Source organism: uncultured Virgibacillus sp. (assembly GCF_947495635.1).
GTDB classification, from domain to species: Bacteria; Bacillota; Bacilli; order Bacillales; family Amphibacillaceae; genus Virgibacillus; species Virgibacillus salarius.
Window position 1 is genome coordinate 54,613 of sequence record NZ_CANMAB010000001.1, and the last position, 18,676, is coordinate 73,288.

The window sequence follows — 18,676 nt, forward strand, 5'->3', positions numbered from 1 at the left end:
TTATTACGATCTGCTCTGATCTATTCTAAATAAAGGTTTCTTCTCTATTAATTTTTCTGATTTTTAGCTTACTGGTTTCTGGATCAAATTCTATTGTTCTACCAGTATTTCCTCCCACATCTTGAGCAACTACTGGAATATTACAATCCTTTAGCTTATCTAAAACTGCCTCTACATTTCGAGGGCCAATTCGCATCATATCGGAACCAGAAGCGAATTGAAACATTTGCGCACCACCAGCAATTTTTGCTTTTAATTTATGTTTATTAGCTCCACAATCTATCATTTTCGTAATTAGTTTTGGGATGGCTGTGTCTGCATATTTATACGCATTGTATTGCTTCTGTCTGGCCAATTGAGAATTTGGAAGCAGAATATGAGCCAATCCCGAAACCTTTTCCGTTTCATCATAAATTACTACTCCTACACACGATCCTAATCCAGATGTTCTAATTTTCATAGGAGGAGTTACAACATTTAAATCTCCAATACCTACTTTGATGATCGACGCTGTTTTATTCATATCCATTTATTCCTAACGCTTGAAATAACTTTGGGAATGAGTCTGGATCAGGAATAAAGAGAAAATGACCTTCTATACTATGAGATAGATGCGAGGGATTCATCTTCGTATTGATAATGATTGCATAATCCGTAACTTGTGATAGTTCAATAAGTCCTGCCGTTAAAATCGCTCCTGCCATATCTATGCTGAGATACGGAACAGATGGCTGCATATTTACTTGTGTGAAATCTGATAGAGCAGATAGGTATGCACCAGTAACAATATTTCCGGTTTCTTTAAGTACAGAAATAGCTAGTTCATTATCAGAAGAAGCAAGTAAATTCATTGCTTGATCTCCTGTTATTTCTCTAACTAATGCTTCAGCTCTCTCAGTTGATAGGATAAAATAAACGGTTCCTGGTGCAACGCCCTGTATTCGGAATAAAAGTGCAACAATAACTTCATCTGGCCCCCCCAGCAACTCCATCATTTCGTCATAGCTTACAACGTTTACGGAAGGAACTTCCATATCTATTTTTCTATTTAGTAATTTAGACATGGAAGTTGCCGCATTTCCTGCTCCAATATTTCCAATTTCTCGCAAAACATCTCGCTGTATGGTCGTGAGTTTTGTATAGTCCATGAACGATTATCCTTCGACAGATTTTAATTCATGAATTTCATCTTCGGTTAATACTTTTTGCAAATTAAGAAGGATTAATAGACGATCATCTAATTTTGCTACCCCTTCTATATAATCCGCATCAACCGTACCAATAACTTCAGGTGCAGGTTCAATCTCATTTTCTGGAATATCAATCACATCATTTGCAGCATCTACTACGAGACCAACTTCCATATCATCTACGAAAACAATAATAATTCTGGTTGAATCAGAAAATGCTGTTTCCTTCATCCCAAAACGTAATCGTAAATCAATAACAGGCGTAACCACTCCTCTTAAATTTATGACACCTTTCACAAAGTCAGCTGTTTGTGGCACTCTTGTAATTGGAATCATCTTTTCAATAGATCCCACCTGCTGCACAGAGACAGCGAACTCTTCATCCTCTAATTGAAATACAATTACTTTCCTATTCATTAACGTTTCATTTTCCATTTTTTTCTCCTCCAATTATCATTTTTATATAACTAATGCATTACTATCTACGATTAAAGCTACTTCCCCATCACCTAGTATCGTTGCTCCAGAAATAGCAAATGTATTTGATAAATAACTGCCTAAGGATTTTAAAACTACCTCCTGTTGTCCTATAAAGGCATCAACAACGAGTCCTGTCATTTTATTCCCTTTTTTAACAATGACAACCGATATATATTCATTATCTATTACATTATCATCTGCTGGAACAGTAAAAATATCATTGAGAAATGCTAATGGAACCACTTTCCCTCTAAAATCAATTACTTTTGTATTATGTGCATGCATGATATCATCCCGATGAATAATTGCCGTTTCAATAATGGAAGACAATGGAATAGCGTATTTTTCATTTTGTAATTCGATAAGCAATACGGAAATAATGGATAACGTTAAAGGTAATTGTATAGAAAAGATAGACCCTTGATCTTTCTTAGCATCAATCGAAATCCTTCCACCTAATGATTCAATTGTATTTTTAACAACGTCTAGACCTACACCTCTTCCGGATATATCTGAAACCGTATCTGCAGTAGAAAAACCACTTGCCATAATCAATTCGAATATCTGCTGATCTGACAATAATTCGGATTGACTATCATTAACAACACCATTTGCGATAGCTTTCTTTAATACTTTTTCTTTATTTATACCAGCACCATCATCTTCAATTTCGATGAAAACGTGATTGCCACTGTGATAAGCTTCGAGTTTAATCGTTCCGTGTTCAGACTTTCCTTTTTTTAACCGTTCGTCTGGAGATTCAATACCATGATCAATTGCATTCCGTATTAAGTGAACGAGCGGATCACCTATTTCATCTATTACGGTTCGATCTAGTTCCGTTTCTGCCCCAATAATCTCAATTTCCACATTTTTATTTAGATCCCTTGCTAGTTGGCGAATCATACGAGGGAACCTATTAAACACTTGCTCTATTGGCACCATCCGCATCGTTAAAATGATGGATTGTAAATCACTAGACACGCGAGACATATGCTCTACGGTCTCCTGTAAATCTCCATGGTTTAAGTCTAGAGAAATTTGTTCTAATCTGCCTCGATCGACGACAAGCTCCTCGAATAAATTCATCAGGACATCAAGTCGGTCAATATTAACTCGTATCGTCTTGTTTGCTGAAGTTTTAGCAGAATTTTGCTGCTTTTTGTCCTTATTGGACTTCGTTTCTTGTGTCTGCTGTTCATCCCTTGCTTTATCATTGCTTTGTTGATCAGCTTTATACGTGCTTGCTGAGAAAGTATGAACTTCTACTTGTTCAATTTCTGAAACTTTTTCTATATTTGTTGAAATTTTTTCTTTAGAATGTTCTGATATGAATATTACTGTAAAACTAGTATCAAATTGTTCTTCTTCTAATTCATTTACAGATGGCTCAGATTTAACGATTTCTCCCAATTTCTCTAAAACCTCAAAGACCATAAATACTCTTGCACCTTTTAAGAGACAGTCTTCTCTTAAAGTCACGTTAATCTCATAATTGGAATATCCACGGTCTGATGATTCACTTAGTATCGTAAGTTCAAACTCATCTAAACCCTGAACATGTTGTAGCTGAGTCGCTTCTTGTTGCTGGGTTGTGCTATCTGCTTCTTTCATCTGTACAGCCGAAACAGAATTCCCGCTTTCGATAGCCTGCAATTGTTCAACAGCTTGAGAAACATCTCTCGTGCCATCGCCACCACTCGAAATGTCTTCTACCATTTCATTTAAATGGTCCACTGCTGCGAATAAAATATCCATCATTTCGACGTTAACAGTAACCTTCTCATACTTGATTGCATCAAATACATTTTCTAGTTTATGGGTTAAATTTGCTAAATCACTAAAACCCATTGTTGCTGACATTCCCTTTAATGTATGAGCAGCTCGAAAAATCTCTTCAATGATTTTCTTTTCATTAGGGTTTTTCTCTAAGGCTAAAAGCTGATTATACAAAACTTCTAAATGCTCATTACTTTCATCAATAAAAACTCCTAAATACTCTGTTGTATCCACATTAAAGCCCTCCACCTATAATAATTTTGTTATAAAGTCGCTTATGTCACTTAACACCACTTCTTTAGTAACGAGATTTGTTCGCACCGCTGCTTTGGGCATGCCATAAACAACAGCTGATTCTTCTGATTCAGCGATAACAACGGTATCCTTATCCCCTGCCTTTAGAGCTTTGATACCATTACTACCATCGCTCCCCATCCCAGTAAGCACGACTGCCAGCTTATTAACATGCTTTACATTGGCAAGTGAAGTAAATAACACATCCACCGATGGTCTATGTCCATTAACTGCTTTTTCCTTCGTTAGTTCTATTGCTACAGATGTGCCGATAGACTTTAGTTTCATATGTAAATCTCCTGGAGCAATATAAACAGTTCCGTTTTTCACTATTTCTCCATGTATCGCTTCTTTTACAGTAACCTGGGATTTTTGATTTAATCGTTCAGCAAGAGATTTCGTAAAACCTGCTGGCATATGTTGTACGATAAAAACTGGTGCTTTTATGTTTTTAGGTAATCGAGTAATAATCTGTTGAAGCGCTCTCGGTCCACCTGTTGATGTCCCGATTGCGACAATACTCTGTGCGAATTTAGTTAAAGCACGAGCATGACCAGTTGGTAAAGATGGGGGTTTTTCCTTCGCCCTCTCCTCCTGCTGCTGTAAAGGTAATCTAACCTTTGACGCCGTAATAACCTTCGATATAATTTCCTGCTTCATCGTTTCAATATCAATTGAGATGGGACCAGATGGCTTCGTAATAAAGTCTACTGCACCACTTGAAATTGCCTGTACTGTCTTGATTGTTGTATCCTCAGAGGCGGCACTTGAAAGCATAACTACTGGTATAGGATTGCTGTTCATTAATTCACGTAAAGCTGTTATCCCATCCATAATGGGCATATGAATATCTAAGGTAACAACATCTGGTTGTAATTTTTTAACTTTATTGATTCCATCTTCACCATTTCTAGCTGTTGCAATTACTTCCATACGATTATCACTTGTTAAAATGTCTGAAATCACTTTACGCATAAAAGCTGAATCGTCAATAATAATGACACGAATTTTACTCATGGCCATTTACCTTTCCGTTAAAAGCTGTTTTAGTTTACCTAAAAATGATGGCGTAGTATCTGATTGATTTACAGGCTGAACACTACAATAATTCTTTACTAACTGCTTCATTGCTCTGGCAACAGCAGAATTTTTTTTCAATAATACGTAAGGGGTTTGCCTAATGACAGCCGTGGTCACTGTTCTATCCTCAGGTAATGTACCTAATAACTTCGTTTCCACTTGTAAAAATTGAAAAATTACCTGATTGAATCGCCTTAGTGCTTCCCACCCTTCTTTTTCTGAATGACTTCGATTCATAATCACTTGCATTGGTAGCGTATCGTCATAAGAAACAATATGCTTTATCATGCTATAAGCATCTGTGATAGAGGTAGGCTCAGGTGTGGTGATCACAAAGCATTCATCAGATGCTAAGATAATTGATAAACTATCTTGTGTAATTCCTGCTCCCATATCAAAAATGATAAAATCGTAGTAATTAACTAGTTTCTTATATTGCTGAAAGAAGAAATTCCTTTTATGCTGATCGATGGAAAAAATATCACTTAATCCAGAGCCAGCTGCGATATAATCCAAATCCCCTGGACCATGTTGAATAATTTCCTGAATAGATAGGTGCTCTTCAAACATATCGATAATCGTTCTTTCAACATGTAATCCTAATAAAATATCAATATTTCCCATACCTATGTCCATATCAATAACTAGCACTCTATTACGTTGTCTTACTAATTCCAATGAAAAATTTATCGTAATATTTGATTTTCCTACCCCACCCTTTCCACTAATTACAGCTATTGTCTTCGCCTGTGTAAAGTCCTGCATTGCTTTTAACTTTTTTCGAAGTCCATCTGCCTGATCATGCCTCATCCGATGACCTCATTACAAACGAAGCTAACTGTTTAGGTGATGGGTAGATTAAGTCTTCAGGCACATCTTGACCATTTGTTATATAACCAATTCCGATCTGTTTTCCAAGGGCAATATTTAGAATACTACCGAATTGACTCGTTTCATCTATCTTAGTCAAAATCACTTCTTTAATAGAAATTTCTTCAAATTGATCATATATTTCGCTGATATCTCTTGGTTTAGCCGTTAATGATAGAACTAAATACGTATCTGATTCCAGATTACTTTTTGTATCTTGTTTCATTTGTTTTACGTATTTTTCATCTCTAAAATTACGACCTGCGGTATCAACAAATATTAAATCAAATGTGTTAAATTTCTCGATTGCTTTTTGGAAATCGTCCTCCGTATAGGCTACTTCTACTGGCACATTCAATATTTTTGCATATGTTTTTAACTGCTCAACAGCTGCAATACGATACGTATCTGTAGTGATAAAAGCGATTTTTTTATGATCATTTAGCTTACTGTTTGCAGCAACTTTTGCAATTGTAGTTGTTTTTCCTACACCAGTTGGTCCAACAAAGTAAACTAATTTCTTATCATAGGATATCCCTTCGAAGGAGACCTGTTTGAGTCTATTCTCTATTTCCTGTTTGACTTCAGATATGATCGACTTGTAGCTACTACTATGTTGTTCTGCATCCTCCTGCCTATGCAAGACAGAATCAATAATGCTTGTAGCAATTTCGGTATCTACTTCTTGTTCAAGTAAATAATTATATGCTAATTGAAAATCAGCAGGGTACGTAAAATTCCCAATTGCAGAGTGATGTAGTAATTCTTTTACCTGTCTTAGCTCACGCAGTACATGTTGGTCATCTCTTTCATGATAAGCTTCATTCGATTCTACCTTTTTATTGGGCATTACTACCTTTTTCTTAGATAAATGTGGTTGCGGATCTCTTGCGGCTATTACTTCAATTTGCTGTTTTGTCAACAGACCGAGAAATCTTTTTTTCTTTACTTCCCTAGAATTTAAAATAACGGCTTCTGTACCAAGCTCTTTCCTAACTTGTTTCATCGCTTCAGGCATCGTATCAGCTACATATTTTTTTACCTTCATGCAATATTCACCACCCCGACACTTTGTACTTGTACGTTGGGCTCTAGCTCATTATAGGACAATACAACAACTTGCGGTAAATATCGATCTAGTAACTGTTTGACATACATTCTTACTGCTGGAGAACAAAGCAATATCGCTGTCTCTTCCTGTATGGTCAGTTTTTCTACCTCTTCATGTAATTGGTTGATCACCCGTTGCTGAACATCAGGATCCATGGAAAGATAGCTTCCATGCTCTGTCTGTTGAATACTCTCAGCAATTGCTTTCTCTACTTTTCCAGAAAGAGTAACTACTTTTAATGCCATATCTTCGTCAGTATATTGCTTAGTTAATTGAGATGATAATGCTTGTCTTACATATTCAGCTAGTAAATCGGTATCGTTTGTTAATTTTGCAAAGTCTGCAAGTGTTTCAAATATAATAGGGAGATTACGGATTGACACTTTTTCTTTTAAAAGCTTACCTAGTACTTTTTGAATATCACCTACTGCAAGTGGCTCTGGTGTTACTTCTTCAACAAGTATTGGATAGGTTTCCTTTAAATGATCAATTAATTGCTTAGTCTCTTGTCTACCTAATAATTCATGAGCATGTTCTTTAATGATTTCCGTTAGATGTGTGGATACAACAGAAGGTGGATCTACTACCGTATAACCGGATAACTCTGCTTCATCCTTTAAATCTTCGTTGATCCACTTTGCAGGTAGGCCAAAAGCTGGCTCTTTTGTATCTATACCATCAATTTCGTCATCTTCCATATCTGGAGCCATTGCTAAATAATGATCAAGCAATAATTCACCAGAAGCTACTTCATTTCCTTTTACTTTTAAACGATATTCATTCGGGTTAAGCTGGATATTATCGCGAATTCGAACTACTGGAATAACAATTCCTAGCTCAATTGCAAGCTGCCTTCGAATCATAACAATTCGATCGAGTAAATCGCCACCTTGGTTCGCGTCAGCCAGCGGTATAAGAGAATAACCAAACTCAAATTCGATAGGGTCCATATTTAATAAATGTACAACATTTTCAGGCGATTTCATTGCAGCACTTTCCGTTTCATCTTCCTCTTCCTCACTTGGTTCATAGACTACTTCTGTCTGCTTTAATAACAAATACCCACTTAAAGCTAGTAAACTAGCAATGATTGTAGTAAGAAAAAAGTTGATGGGTGTTAACCCTAATAAGAACACTGTTCCTGCTGCAATAAATAGCAGCTTCGGGTATTGGAGTAGCTGTCCAGTAACATCTGTACCTAAATTACCTGTTCCTGCTGTTCTTGTTACTACGATTCCTGTTGCGGTTGATATGAGTAAAGCTGGTATCTGACTAACTAATCCATCACCTACAGTCAATCGCATAAACGTATTGATCGCTTCTTGAAACGACATGTCCATCTGTACCATACCAATAACGAGACCAAAAATAATATTGATTAGTACAATGATAATACCCGCAATAGCATCGCCTTTTACGAATTTACTTGCACCATCCATGGAACCGTGAAAATCTGCTTCCTTTTCTATTTTTTCTCGTCTTTCTTTAGCTTGTTGTTCCGATATTAAACCTGCGTTCAAATCTGCATCTATGCTCATCTGTTTACCTGGCATCGCATCTAAAGTAAATCTAGCCGCCACCTCAGAAACACGCTCAGAACCTTTAGTGATTACAAGAAATTGGATAATAACTAAAATAACAAATACAACAAAACCTACTAGTGGATTCCCCCCAATTACAAAGGAACCAAATGTATCAACAACCCCACCAGCATCTGCTTCGGATAAGATCGACCTTGTTGTAGATACATTCAATCCTAGGCGAAATAAGGTTAATAACAAAAGAAGTGTAGGAAAGACTGAAAACTGTAATGCCTCTTGTGTATTCATCGAAACTAAGATTACAATTAGTGCTAATGAAATATTACCTAATATCAATACACTTAACAGCCATCCTGGTAACGGGACAATCAACATAATAATAATTAAAATAACGCCTAAAAGAACGGATAGATCTCTTGCTTTCATTGGGGTCTCTCCTTATTGCTTAAACTTTTTTCTCCAGCTTATATACATAAGCCAAAATTTCTGCTACAGCCTGAAAGAATTCTTCAGGAATTACATCCCCTATTTCAACTGCTCTATATAGAGATCGTGCTAAGGGACGATTCTCAACCGTCATTACTTCATTTGTACGAGCTATTTCTTTAATCTTCAACGCCACCTCATCAATCCCTTTAGCTAAAATATATGGCGCTTCAGCTTTTGCCTCATCATATTTAATAGCAATTGCAAAGTGGGTCGGGTTCGTAATGACTACATCTGCATTGGGCACCTCGCTCATCATTCTGCGTGTAGCCATTTGTCTTTGCTTTTCTTTAATTTTCGACTTTATAAGTGGGTCACCTTCAATGTTCTTATATTCATCCTTAACGTCTTGCTTTGACATTTTCATGTTTTTCTCATAGTCATAACGTTGATAAGCATAATCAAAAACGGCCAAAAATAATAATACGATTATTGCTGTTATTCCCATGACCATCGTAACCTGCCCAAAAAAACCAAGTGCATTGTCTACTGTTTTAAAGGACAGCATCATCATATCGTCCTTATATATCCATATCACTGTAAATGTCACAGCGCCAATACAGACAATTTTCAATAATGACTTAAGAAGTTCAACTAATGCACGTAATGAAAATATACGCTTCGCTCCTTGAATTGGATCGATTTTTTTTAAATCAAACTTTAATGGCTCTGTTGTAAACAAAAAGCCAATTTGTAAAAAGTTTGAAGCGAAGCCAGCTACAATAGCAATTATCATAAGTGGTGCGAGCATTTTCGATACTTCCATCGCTGCTCCTGAAAATACTTTATGTACTGTCTCTTCCGTTACATCCCAATGAATAAACTCTGTAAAAGTATGCTCATATAATCTCATCATACTATTCTTCATGGAATCGCCGAACACAAAGAGAATGATAAAAGCGAATAAAAGTAGAAAAGCTGTATTAACATCCTGACTTTTGGCTACCTTTCCTTTTTTTCGCTCATCCTGCCTTTTCTTCGGGGTAGCTTTTTCTGTCTTTTCACCAGCAAAGAATTGTAAATCGAGTTTCAATTGCAAGTTAAGCACCTCCGAACAATTGCATTAGGCTGCGGATTGTAGCAAATAAAATTTCAAACAAGTTCTTCACTAAAACAACATATAAACTCATAAAAAATAACAAGGCAACAAAGCTCACTAAAATTTTCAATGGTAATCCTACTACAAAAACATTTAACTGAGGCACAGTTCTAGCTATAATACCTAAGGCAACGTCAACAAGAAATAAACAACCTACAATTGGAATTGCAATTTGAAATGCAATAAGGAACATTTTATTAAATGTATCAATGACAAATGTAACTATATTTTCATTTTGAAATGGGATAAAAGCATCTATTGGTATAAATTGGTAGCTATTTACAATCCCATCTATTAAAATATGATGACCATTTACCGATAATAAAAAGAGTAAAGCAATAATATAGAAGTACTGTCCTGTTAATGGACTCTGAGCACCAGTTTGCGGATCAATAACATTGGCTATTGCGAACCCCATCTGAAAATCGATAAATCCGCCTGCAATTTGAACAGCAGATAAGATAATATAGGCTATTAATCCGATAAAAAGTCCTACCAAAGCTTCTTTTACGATTAATAACAGATACATTTCATCTACTGGTATGGAAGGTGCATTCACTGTGTAAAACATTAGAAAAGCCAAGAAGAAACTGAATCCTAGCTTAAACGGTCTCGGAATTGTTCGATAAGAGAACAACGGCATTGTAGCAAAAAAAGCTACTACTCTTACAAGAATTAACAAAAATACAGGGATACTATTAACATTAATTATTTCTAGCATACAATTACCCTACAAACTGATTTATATTTTTAAACAATTCGGATGTGAATTCTACCATTTCTGTAAGCATCCAAGGCCCAAAGAATACAAGACCAACCAGTACTGCCACAATCTTAGGAATAAACGCCAACGTTTGTTCCTGTATCTGTGTTGTAGCTTGAAAGATACTTACCAGTAATCCAACAGCCAAAGCTAATAATAGCAAAGGACCTGTAACTAATAGAATGGTATAAACACCTTTTTCTGCCAAAGTTAATACGAACTCACTGCTCATGGGAGCAAAGCCTCCTTAATGCTGAATACAACTCGCAGTATGACTTTAGTTGCAACATTCCAAAGTGGTTTCCAGCATATTCTAATCTAATTATGAAACATTTCATGAATACCACCTACCAGTCCATCCTAAGATTAGAATCCATCCAACAGTGAGTGGGTAATTAAATACCAGCCATCTACAAGAACAAATAATAGAATTTTAAAAGGTAAAGAAATCATTACTGGGGGAAGCATCATCATCCCCATTGACATCAATACACTGGCAACAGCCATATCAATGATTAAAAATGGAACAAATATCATAAATCCCATTTGAAATGCTGTCTTCAATTCGCTTATTGCAAATGCAGGTACTAATGTTGTCAGTGGAATGTCCTGAACAGTTTCAGGACGTTCCAATTCTGCATAATTCATAAAAAGCGCTAAATCTTTCTGACGCGTATGCTCCGCCATAAAATCCTTTATGGGTATACTCGCTTGATCATACGCTTCATCTAACGTAATCTCTTCGGCAAATAATGGTTCTAATGCTTCGTCATACACCTCATTGAAAACTGGAGCCATAATGAAAAACGTTAAAAATAACGCAAGTCCAATTAGTACTTGATTTGGTGGCATTTGCTGTGTCGCCAATGACGTACGAACAAATGACAACACAATAATTATTCTAGTAAAGCTCGTCATCAAAATTAATATACTTGGTGCTAGTGACAATACAGTTAATAGAAGAATTAATTTAACTGATGTTGAGATATTTGCCGGATCGGAACTGGAAAACATATCGATAAATTCATTCATTCTGATCTTCCTTTTGTTTATACTGTTGGATCAATTGGGTTCTATTTTTTTTCAGTTTATCCAGCTCGTTCACAAAATGACCTTTAAAATTCTGTTTCGAATGTATAGAATCTGAATTGGTAGTTTCTTTTGTGGTTACCCGTTGGACGAGAGTTGATAATGGACTATTGGCATCGGTTGTATTTCTTTTCAACAAATCTTCCATTAATGCTTCATCGTCAATCTCTTGAAGCATTTCTACATTATCTCCAACCCCAATAAGATAGAACTTGCTACCAACACGAATAATTTGAATTGACTTGTTTTGCCCAACAGAAATACCGCCAAGGTTTTCTAGTGACTTCACTTGATTAAACAAGGCATTTTTCTTCTTTAAAACTTTTAACAGTAAATAGATCAGCCCCAATATGAGTGCTAAAGCAAAAAATAGCTTTATAAAATTAACCCAAAGTGGTTCTGTATCTTCTTCCGTCGATAAGAGTGTTGATTTCTCCGTGTCTCCATCTTCCGTCGATGACTCTGCTGGTTGCTCGCAATCAGCATTTTTCTCTAAACAATCAGTAACAGATTTGGTTGCTGCATCTACTTTTATGGAAACAGTAAATGAAAATAGAATAATAGTCAGTAGAATGCAAAACCGTAACGATTTATTCAATAGTATTCACTCACTTTTTAGTTCAATGCCTTTTGAATTGCTTCTAAAACACGATCCGCCTGAAATGGTTTAACGATAAAATCTTTAGCTCCTGCTTGGATCGCATCAATAACCATTGCTTGCTGCCCCATTGCAGAGCACATAATTATTTTCGCTTCAGGATGACTAGCTTGAATTTCCTTTAATGCTGAAATCCCATCTTTTTCAGGCATGGTTATATCCATCGTCACAAGATCTGGCATAAGCTCATTATATTTTTCTACCGCCTGTGCACCATCTTGTGCTTCACCTACTACCTCAAACCCATTTTTAGTTAAAATATCTTTAATCATCATTCGCATGAAAGCTGCATCATCAACAATTAGAATACGGTGTGCCATTCGTAAATCCTCCTATGTATAATAAGATATTATTTTAATTTCATTATTCTATCTGATTGACTAAGTATGTCCGTAACACGAACGCCAAAGTTTTCATCAATAACAACTACTTCTCCAGTAGCAATTAGTTTTTCATTTACTAATATATCGACAGGCTCTCCTGCTAACTTATCTAATTCAATAATGGAACCAGAAGACAAATCCAAAATATCCTTAATTGTTCGTTTTGTCCTCCCAAGCTCTACAGTTACCTTAAGCGGGATATCCAAAAGCATATCTAGATTCCGTTGCTCGGTATTATTTAATGCAACCTGGTCAAAGTTGGAAAAATCAGCCTTTTGCACTGATTTATGTGCTGAAACAGCATTACCTAAGTATTGCGGTTCCTCTCTTACCTCCTCAGATGAGACGGATTGACTTTGCTTATTTGTAGACATAGGCACCTCCACCTGCTCAAGCGCTACAGCTGATTCTTGTTCCGCTGGTTCACTATTTAATAACTGATCAACCAAATTTTTTGCGAATTGAATTGGCATGAGCTGCATGATATTAGAATCTATTAAATTACCAACCTTTAATTGGAAGGAAACTTTAACAAAAGGATTCTCATCAAGTACTGCTTCTGACTGATTGTCTGGATTTTCTAGATGAATCGTTGGTGGTGATATATCTACCTTCTTATTAAAGACCGTTGACATACTAGTTGCTGCAGCACCCATCATCTGATTCATTGCCTCTTGTACTGCACTTAAGTGAATTTCATTTAATTCTTCTGATGGTTTTGTACCGTCTCCACCAAGCATGATATCGGAAATGATGGCAGCATCCTCGGCCTTGATCACAAACACATTTCTACCCGTAAACCCTTCTATATAGTTAACCTGAACGCTTACTGGTTCAAATGTAAAGGCCTCTAATTCCTTTTGTTCCATGACAGAAACTTTCGGTGTTGTTATTTCTACCTTTTGATTTAATAATGTCGATAAAGTCGTAGCAGAGCTTCCAAATGAAATATTGCCAATTTCCCCCAACGTATCCTCTTCAATTGTTGATAGATGATCATTGGTAGGGTTTTTCTCTACTTCTTCATCTTCATCAGAACTAACTTTTAATAATGCATCTATTTCATCTTGAGAAAGCATCCCGTCATTCGCCATGTTCGTTCCCCCCTTTAAATTCTTCCATTATTTGAACAGACATTTTATTTTTATATTTACCAGGCTGTACATAGAATTTTGGCGCATCATTTACCGCCAATATTAGCGGGCTTTCTATTGTATTATCCAACCCGATAACATCATCTTTATTTAAGTTCAGAAATTGCTCAATTGAAATTGTAGATTCTCCTAATAGTGCTTTTACTTCAATTTGTGCTTGTTGTAAGTTCTTTGTTAACTTTTCATATGCATCTACGTCTCTTTCTTTACTAGATGTTTGCATCCAGTAATGTACCGAAAGCTTGGAAATAATTGGTTCAAGCACAATATGAGGTATACAAATATTAATCATGCCACTTTCTTCACCAATTGTTGTATTCAGTGAAACAACCACAACCGTTTCATTAGGTGATACCATCTGCAAAAATTGTGGATTGACTTCAAAATCTTCTAATACTGGATCAATATCTACAATGGTAGCCCACGCCTCTTGAAGATTGGTAATTGCCTTTTCAAATAACTGTGTCATTAGAATTGTTTCGATTTCCGTTAAGTTTTCTACTTTATTAACTCCACTTCCCATACCGCCCAATGTTCGATCAAGCATGGCATAAGCAATATTTGGGTTAACTTCCATTACTAGTCTACCTTCTAAGGGTTCGACACTATATGTATTAAGAATAGTCATTTTTGGAACAGAACGAATAAATTCTTCATAAGGAATCTGATCCACTGACGCAACAGTAATATTGATGTACGTCCTTAATTGTGCTGAAAAAAAGGTAGTTAATAGTCGTGCATAATTTTCATGAATTCGCGATATACTGCGGATTTGATCCTTGGAAAATCGTAATGCTCGTTTAAAATCATATACTCGAACTTTCTTTTCTTTATCTTCTTTTTTTAATTCCTCCGCATCCATTTCACCTGAAGTAATTGCGGATAATAGGGCATCAATCTCATTTTGAGAAAGAACTTCATCTACCAAGTATATTCACCTCCATCGTGGAGTCCTAAATAAATTATTTATTGTAAGATTTTGCTTATCGTATATACATCTGTGATTTTTCCAGTTGTCATTACTTCATTTAACTTTGTTTTAACAACTTCTTCTAAATCACCTAAGCCACTCTTGAAATCTTCTTCCTGCATTGTAGCCAATTCTTTGATTAAAATGTTTTTTAATTGAAAATCCCGCTTACTAATTTCTTCTTTAGCTTCCTTCCTATTCGTAATCACTTGAAACTGAATACGAACAAAACTTCCATCCTCTAAATCTGTTGTTATTTCAGGTGTTTCATAAGAAAATTCTTCGATCTTATCAATAGATGCTGCAGATCCCTTTTGATCGTCCGCGTTCATATTCCATACCACTACAAATGCAGCTATTCCCACAATCGCCAATACCGCCAATGAAGAGATCATTGTTTTCATTAAACTACTCATCGTCTTTCTTTACCTCCCTTTGTGCTCTTTGTATACCAATTTGTTGATAATAGGCCATTACTAATTGAAGTACTTCCGCATGAGAGTTTTTTACTACTAATTTCTTACCATTTGTTAAGGTGATCGTTGTATCTGGAAATTCTTGAACCTGTTCAATCAGGATCGCATTTAAAGTAAATGGTTCGCCATTTAATCGAGTTAAAGAAATCATTATTTAGGCGGGAGTGTGTTTATCACACTCCCTACCCCCTTACTATCGTTTTAGATTTACTAGTTCCTGGAGTATTTCATCTGATGTTGTTATTATTCGAGTATTCGCTTGGAAACCACGTTGTGCTGTAATCATTTCCGTGAATTCTTCCGATAAATCAACGTTTGACATTTCGAGTGCGCCACTTACAATCGACGCTGTACCATCTGTTTCAGGAGTAACAATTCCATTAAACCCGGCATTTTCCGTATTTAAGAAAAGATTACTTCCCGCTTTTTCTAAACCTGCTGGATTAGCAAAGCTTGCTAAACCGATTTGACCAGCGGTCTCTGTGTCCCCATCTTCATTTGTATAAGTTACGGTACCATCTGATTCAATACTAAAGCTTTTTGCATCGTCTGGAATATTTATCTTTTCGTTATTAACATCTTGTAAATACAATCCATCTGAATTAACAATGTCACCATTCGTATCCAAGTAAAAATTACCTGCCCGCGTGTAATACGTCGTTCCATTACCTTCTAAAACGAACATTCCATCTCCCTCTAAAGCAAGATCTAATGCTCTAGTAGTTGTTTGTCTAAACCCTTGTGAATGGATGTTGTCAATTGAACCGAGTTGCGAACCTAAACCTACCTGAGCTGGGTTTACACCACCGCGACCAGCAGTTGGTCCTTGAGCACCAGAAGTAGTCTGACTCATCATGTCTTGGAAAGTTACTCTTCCTTTTTTAAATCCAGATGTATTTACATTAGCAATATTATTACCTATTACATCTAGCTTTGTTTGGAATCCTTTCATGCCTGATATTCCTGCATACATTGAACGTAACATAGTTCATTTCCCCTTTTTGGTTATCAATTTATTGGCTGCTTCTATCATTCAACAGCTGATGGCCTCCCTAAAAAGGGTCCAGCCTTATTTCTCAATCAAAATCGTTCCATTAATATTCGTAAATATTCGACTTGTGGCTTCTTTTCGATCCATCGCAGTAACAACAGTATTGTTTTTCGTACTTACAAGTAATGCTGCATTATCCAAAACAACAAGCGAGTCAGTAATTCCTTTTTGCTTTGCCTCCGCCATTTTGCTTTCAATGACTTGCCATTGGTGCTTATCGATATGAATATTTCGTTCCTGTAAACGCTCCGTAGCATGTTTACTAACTTTGAGCTCTTTTAAGCCCAATTCAGATGTTAATAAATCCTTAAAGCTCGCCCTGTTTACTTGGTTATTTGGATGTTTAGCACCAGGAATCTGTAAAGCCTGCTGGGGCAACTGATGAATCCGGTGATCTATATTATTCACTTTCTTCATCCTCCGGATTTTCTGGATCAGTTGGATCCTCTCCATTATTTTCACTACTATCTGGATTACTTACTTGAATAGCTGCATCTGCATAGATCTTTTCCCCATTTTCTAACTCTAAAATTGCCCAACCATCCTTTTGACTAACAGCTATTACTTTACTTGTTTCGATATCTAGCTTTTCACCAGTTTCTTCATCATAAGCTTGGTAGGTTACTTCTTTTCCAATCATATGGCTATATTTAATTACTGGTGAGACAAGCTGACTTTGTACGAGTGTATCGATGGAATTAGTCATATTCATCATTTGCTCTAATGAACTGAACTCCGCCATTTGCGAGATAAATTCTCGATCATCCATCGGATTTGTTGGATCCTGACTTTGTAATTGTGTCATTAATATTTTCAAAAATTCATCCTTACCTAATTCAGGGCTTGGCGATCTACTAGGTTGATTAGACAAGTATAATGATGGATCTATCTTTGTCATATAAACACCTCCTATACTTGTTCATTTAATAATAGTTCTTCAAACTGTGTAGCAAAGTCTTCATTCTGATTATTTTCACTCTCTTGAGAGTCATTTCCGTGCTGATCCTGTTCTCTAAATTGCTGTGAATCGGCTTCAGATCCTGTATCCTTAAGAACTTGCTGTCCCTGTTGAAACTGAATCTCTTGCTTCTCTACAACTACTTGCTGAGGTGAGAACATACTTCTTAGTTGATGCATATTTGACTCAAGCATATCTTTAGTAACCTGTGAGCTTACTAAGATCTTTACTGTCATCTGCCCATCCATTTGAGTTAAGCGAACAACCATATCCCCTAAATTTTGTGGACGCAAGGTAATTTGAAGTTGATTACTTCCATTCGCCATTGTCAAGAACTTACTAGACTTCATGATCTTCTGAAATTGCTGAATGAGTTCTTGTCCAGAATTATTCATGTTCTGCTGGCTAGGGTTTAAGTAGATCATGTGCTGCTCCATTTTTGCCATAGGTAATGTTGATACATTTGCTTGATTTACTACTTGAGAATAAGCTATACTATCTTTTTTCGATGAAAATGTCTCTAGTGCATGGTCTAACCATTTTGCAACATCTGCGCTCGTAACTTTAGCATCCGTATGATAAGGCAATTTTTGCGCTATTTGATTTCGTTTTTCAAATGCTTGTAAGAGTTGTTGCCAAACTATTTTTTCTTTCGAATCTGCTGGTTTACTAGCTAAAAATTGCTCGACAGAGACCTTTTCTGTACCTTTCACCGAATCTGTCCACTGCTGTAATAATGGCAGGAGTTTAGTGGATGCCTTCATTAACTCTTGCTTGTTCGATATTTGCGAAACAACAGCTTCCACCTTTGCAAAAATACTCGCTAATTGCTGTTGTAAAGAAGGTTCTAACTGTTGTACTTCGATGTCGCCTGTTAAAAGCGCAGGTAGCATCCACGTCGCCGTCTCTTCATTGGATTCGACATGCCCTTCATTCTCTTGCTCGCTTCCTACTACCCTATTGTCTGTCAATTCTTTCCCATCTAATGTGGATAGCATGTTAAAGAAAGTCATATCTATCGTTTCAAAGGGTATACTTGGTGTATCTTGCTGGTTCTCTTGGGATTGCATTCCCATTTGAAGTAGCTTATTTGCTGCCTCTTGTAATTGCTGCTTACTAAGTAATAGGTCTTGAAACGGTTGAGCTTCCTCATTTGTATGGCCTAATTGACTATCTTGCTTCATCATTGGATTCGAAGTTTGTAATTGCTGAAAGAGCATCCCAATTGCGTTCATTATTTCACC

22 protein-coding genes are annotated in these 18,676 nt (G+C 36.3%); all 22 read right to left on the bottom strand.

Going from position 1 to position 18,676, the window contains the following annotated elements:
• Nucleotides 1–25 precede the first annotated feature (25 nt).
• The 22 genes from Q1A47_RS00260 to Q1A47_RS00365 all read right to left on the bottom strand — a co-directional run bounded on the left by Q1A47_RS00260 (nt 26) and on the right by Q1A47_RS00365 (nt 18,667).
• Entirely contained in the window at nt 26–523 is a 498-nt protein-coding gene (locus Q1A47_RS00260) for a chemotaxis protein CheD (protein WP_166529881.1), read from the bottom strand.
• Nucleotides 516–1,148 carry a chemotaxis protein CheC gene (locus Q1A47_RS00265; RefSeq protein ID WP_026680916.1) on the bottom strand — a complete coding sequence of 211 codons (633 nt, stop codon included), beginning with the start codon at nt 1,146–1,148 and terminating at the stop codon, nt 516–518. The genes Q1A47_RS00260 and Q1A47_RS00265 overlap by 8 nt, the downstream gene beginning before the upstream one ends.
• Nucleotides 1,149–1,154: 6 nt before the next feature.
• Nucleotides 1,155–1,625: a chemotaxis protein CheW gene (locus tag Q1A47_RS00270; protein WP_026680915.1), complete on the bottom strand. Its 471-nt coding sequence runs from the start codon at nt 1,623–1,625 to the stop codon at nt 1,155–1,157.
• A gap of 24 nt (nt 1,626–1,649) precedes the next feature.
• Nucleotides 1,650–3,683 (bottom strand): chemotaxis protein CheA, encoded by a 2,034-nt coding sequence (locus Q1A47_RS00275; protein WP_026680914.1) that lies wholly within the window; start codon nt 3,681–3,683, stop codon nt 1,650–1,652.
• 15 nt (nt 3,684–3,698) lie between these two features.
• Complete coding sequence (locus Q1A47_RS00280; protein ID WP_026680913.1) at nt 3,699–4,760, bottom strand: chemotaxis response regulator protein-glutamate methylesterase; 1,062 nt, start codon at nt 4,758–4,760, stop codon at nt 3,699–3,701.
• Between the two features lie 6 nt (nt 4,761–4,766).
• Nucleotides 4,767–5,633, bottom strand: coding sequence for a MinD/ParA family protein (locus tag Q1A47_RS00285; protein WP_026680912.1), 867 nt, complete (start codon nt 5,631–5,633; stop codon nt 4,767–4,769).
• Nucleotides 5,623–6,741, bottom strand: a complete 1,119-nt coding sequence (gene flhF, locus Q1A47_RS00290) for a flagellar biosynthesis protein FlhF (RefSeq protein ID WP_026680911.1) — start codon at nt 6,739–6,741, stop codon at nt 5,623–5,625. Before flhF ends, Q1A47_RS00285 begins: the two co-directional genes overlap by 11 nt.
• Nucleotides 6,738–8,771: a flagellar biosynthesis protein FlhA gene (gene flhA / locus Q1A47_RS00295; RefSeq protein WP_026680910.1), complete on the bottom strand. Its 2,034-nt coding sequence runs from the start codon at nt 8,769–8,771 to the stop codon at nt 6,738–6,740. The genes flhF and flhA overlap by 4 nt, the downstream gene beginning before the upstream one ends.
• A 19-nt stretch (nt 8,772–8,790) precedes the next feature.
• Nucleotides 8,791–9,870, bottom strand: coding sequence for a flagellar biosynthesis protein FlhB (gene flhB / locus Q1A47_RS00300; protein WP_026680909.1), 1,080 nt, complete (start codon nt 9,868–9,870; stop codon nt 8,791–8,793).
• A 1-nt stretch (nt 9,871) separates the two neighbouring features.
• Nucleotides 9,872–10,651, bottom strand: coding sequence for a flagellar biosynthetic protein FliR (gene fliR, locus Q1A47_RS00305; protein ID WP_026680908.1), 780 nt, complete (start codon nt 10,649–10,651; stop codon nt 9,872–9,874).
• Between the two features lie 4 nt (nt 10,652–10,655).
• Complete coding sequence (gene fliQ, locus Q1A47_RS00310) at nt 10,656–10,925, bottom strand: flagellar biosynthesis protein FliQ (protein WP_026680907.1); 270 nt, start codon at nt 10,923–10,925, stop codon at nt 10,656–10,658.
• A 134-nt stretch (nt 10,926–11,059) separates the two neighbouring features.
• Nucleotides 11,060–11,725 (bottom strand): flagellar type III secretion system pore protein FliP, encoded by a 666-nt coding sequence (gene fliP / locus Q1A47_RS00315; protein WP_026680906.1) that lies wholly within the window; start codon nt 11,723–11,725, stop codon nt 11,060–11,062.
• Entirely contained in the window at nt 11,718–12,380 is a 663-nt protein-coding gene (locus tag Q1A47_RS00320; protein ID WP_026680905.1) for a flagellar biosynthetic protein FliO, read from the bottom strand. The genes fliP and Q1A47_RS00320 overlap by 8 nt, the downstream gene beginning before the upstream one ends.
• 17 nt (nt 12,381–12,397) lie before the next feature.
• The gene (locus Q1A47_RS00325) at nt 12,398–12,760 is read right to left on the bottom strand and encodes a response regulator (protein WP_026680904.1); all 363 of its coding nucleotides are present in this window, start codon (nt 12,758–12,760) and stop codon (nt 12,398–12,400) included.
• 29 nt (nt 12,761–12,789) lie between these two features.
• Complete coding sequence (gene fliY / locus Q1A47_RS00330) at nt 12,790–13,917, bottom strand: flagellar motor switch phosphatase FliY (protein WP_026680903.1); 1,128 nt, start codon at nt 13,915–13,917, stop codon at nt 12,790–12,792.
• Entirely contained in the window at nt 13,907–14,905 is a 999-nt protein-coding gene (gene fliM, locus Q1A47_RS00335; RefSeq protein WP_026680902.1) for a flagellar motor switch protein FliM, read from the bottom strand. Before fliM ends, fliY begins: the two co-directional genes overlap by 11 nt.
• A 38-nt stretch (nt 14,906–14,943) precedes the next feature.
• The gene (fliL, locus tag Q1A47_RS00340; protein WP_026680901.1) at nt 14,944–15,363 is read right to left on the bottom strand and encodes a flagellar basal body-associated protein FliL; all 420 of its coding nucleotides are present in this window, start codon (nt 15,361–15,363) and stop codon (nt 14,944–14,946) included.
• Nucleotides 15,356–15,574 (bottom strand): flagellar FlbD family protein, encoded by a 219-nt coding sequence (locus Q1A47_RS00345; protein WP_026680900.1) that lies wholly within the window; start codon nt 15,572–15,574, stop codon nt 15,356–15,358. The genes fliL and Q1A47_RS00345 overlap by 8 nt, the downstream gene beginning before the upstream one ends.
• A gap of 42 nt (nt 15,575–15,616) precedes the next feature.
• Nucleotides 15,617–16,408: a flagellar basal body rod protein FlgG gene (gene flgG, locus Q1A47_RS00350; RefSeq protein WP_026680899.1), complete on the bottom strand. Its 792-nt coding sequence runs from the start codon at nt 16,406–16,408 to the stop codon at nt 15,617–15,619.
• Nucleotides 16,409–16,492: 84 nt separating this feature from the next.
• Nucleotides 16,493–16,873 (bottom strand): TIGR02530 family flagellar biosynthesis protein, encoded by a 381-nt coding sequence (locus tag Q1A47_RS00355; RefSeq protein WP_026680898.1) that lies wholly within the window; start codon nt 16,871–16,873, stop codon nt 16,493–16,495.
• Nucleotide 16,874: 1 nt separating this feature from the next.
• Complete coding sequence (gene flgD / locus Q1A47_RS00360; protein ID WP_026680897.1) at nt 16,875–17,372, bottom strand: flagellar hook assembly protein FlgD; 498 nt, start codon at nt 17,370–17,372, stop codon at nt 16,875–16,877.
• Nucleotides 17,373–17,383: 11 nt separating this feature from the next.
• Complete coding sequence (locus Q1A47_RS00365; RefSeq protein WP_166529882.1) at nt 17,384–18,667, bottom strand: flagellar hook-length control protein FliK; 1,284 nt, start codon at nt 18,665–18,667, stop codon at nt 17,384–17,386.
• Between the last annotated feature and the right edge of the window lie 9 nt (nt 18,668–18,676).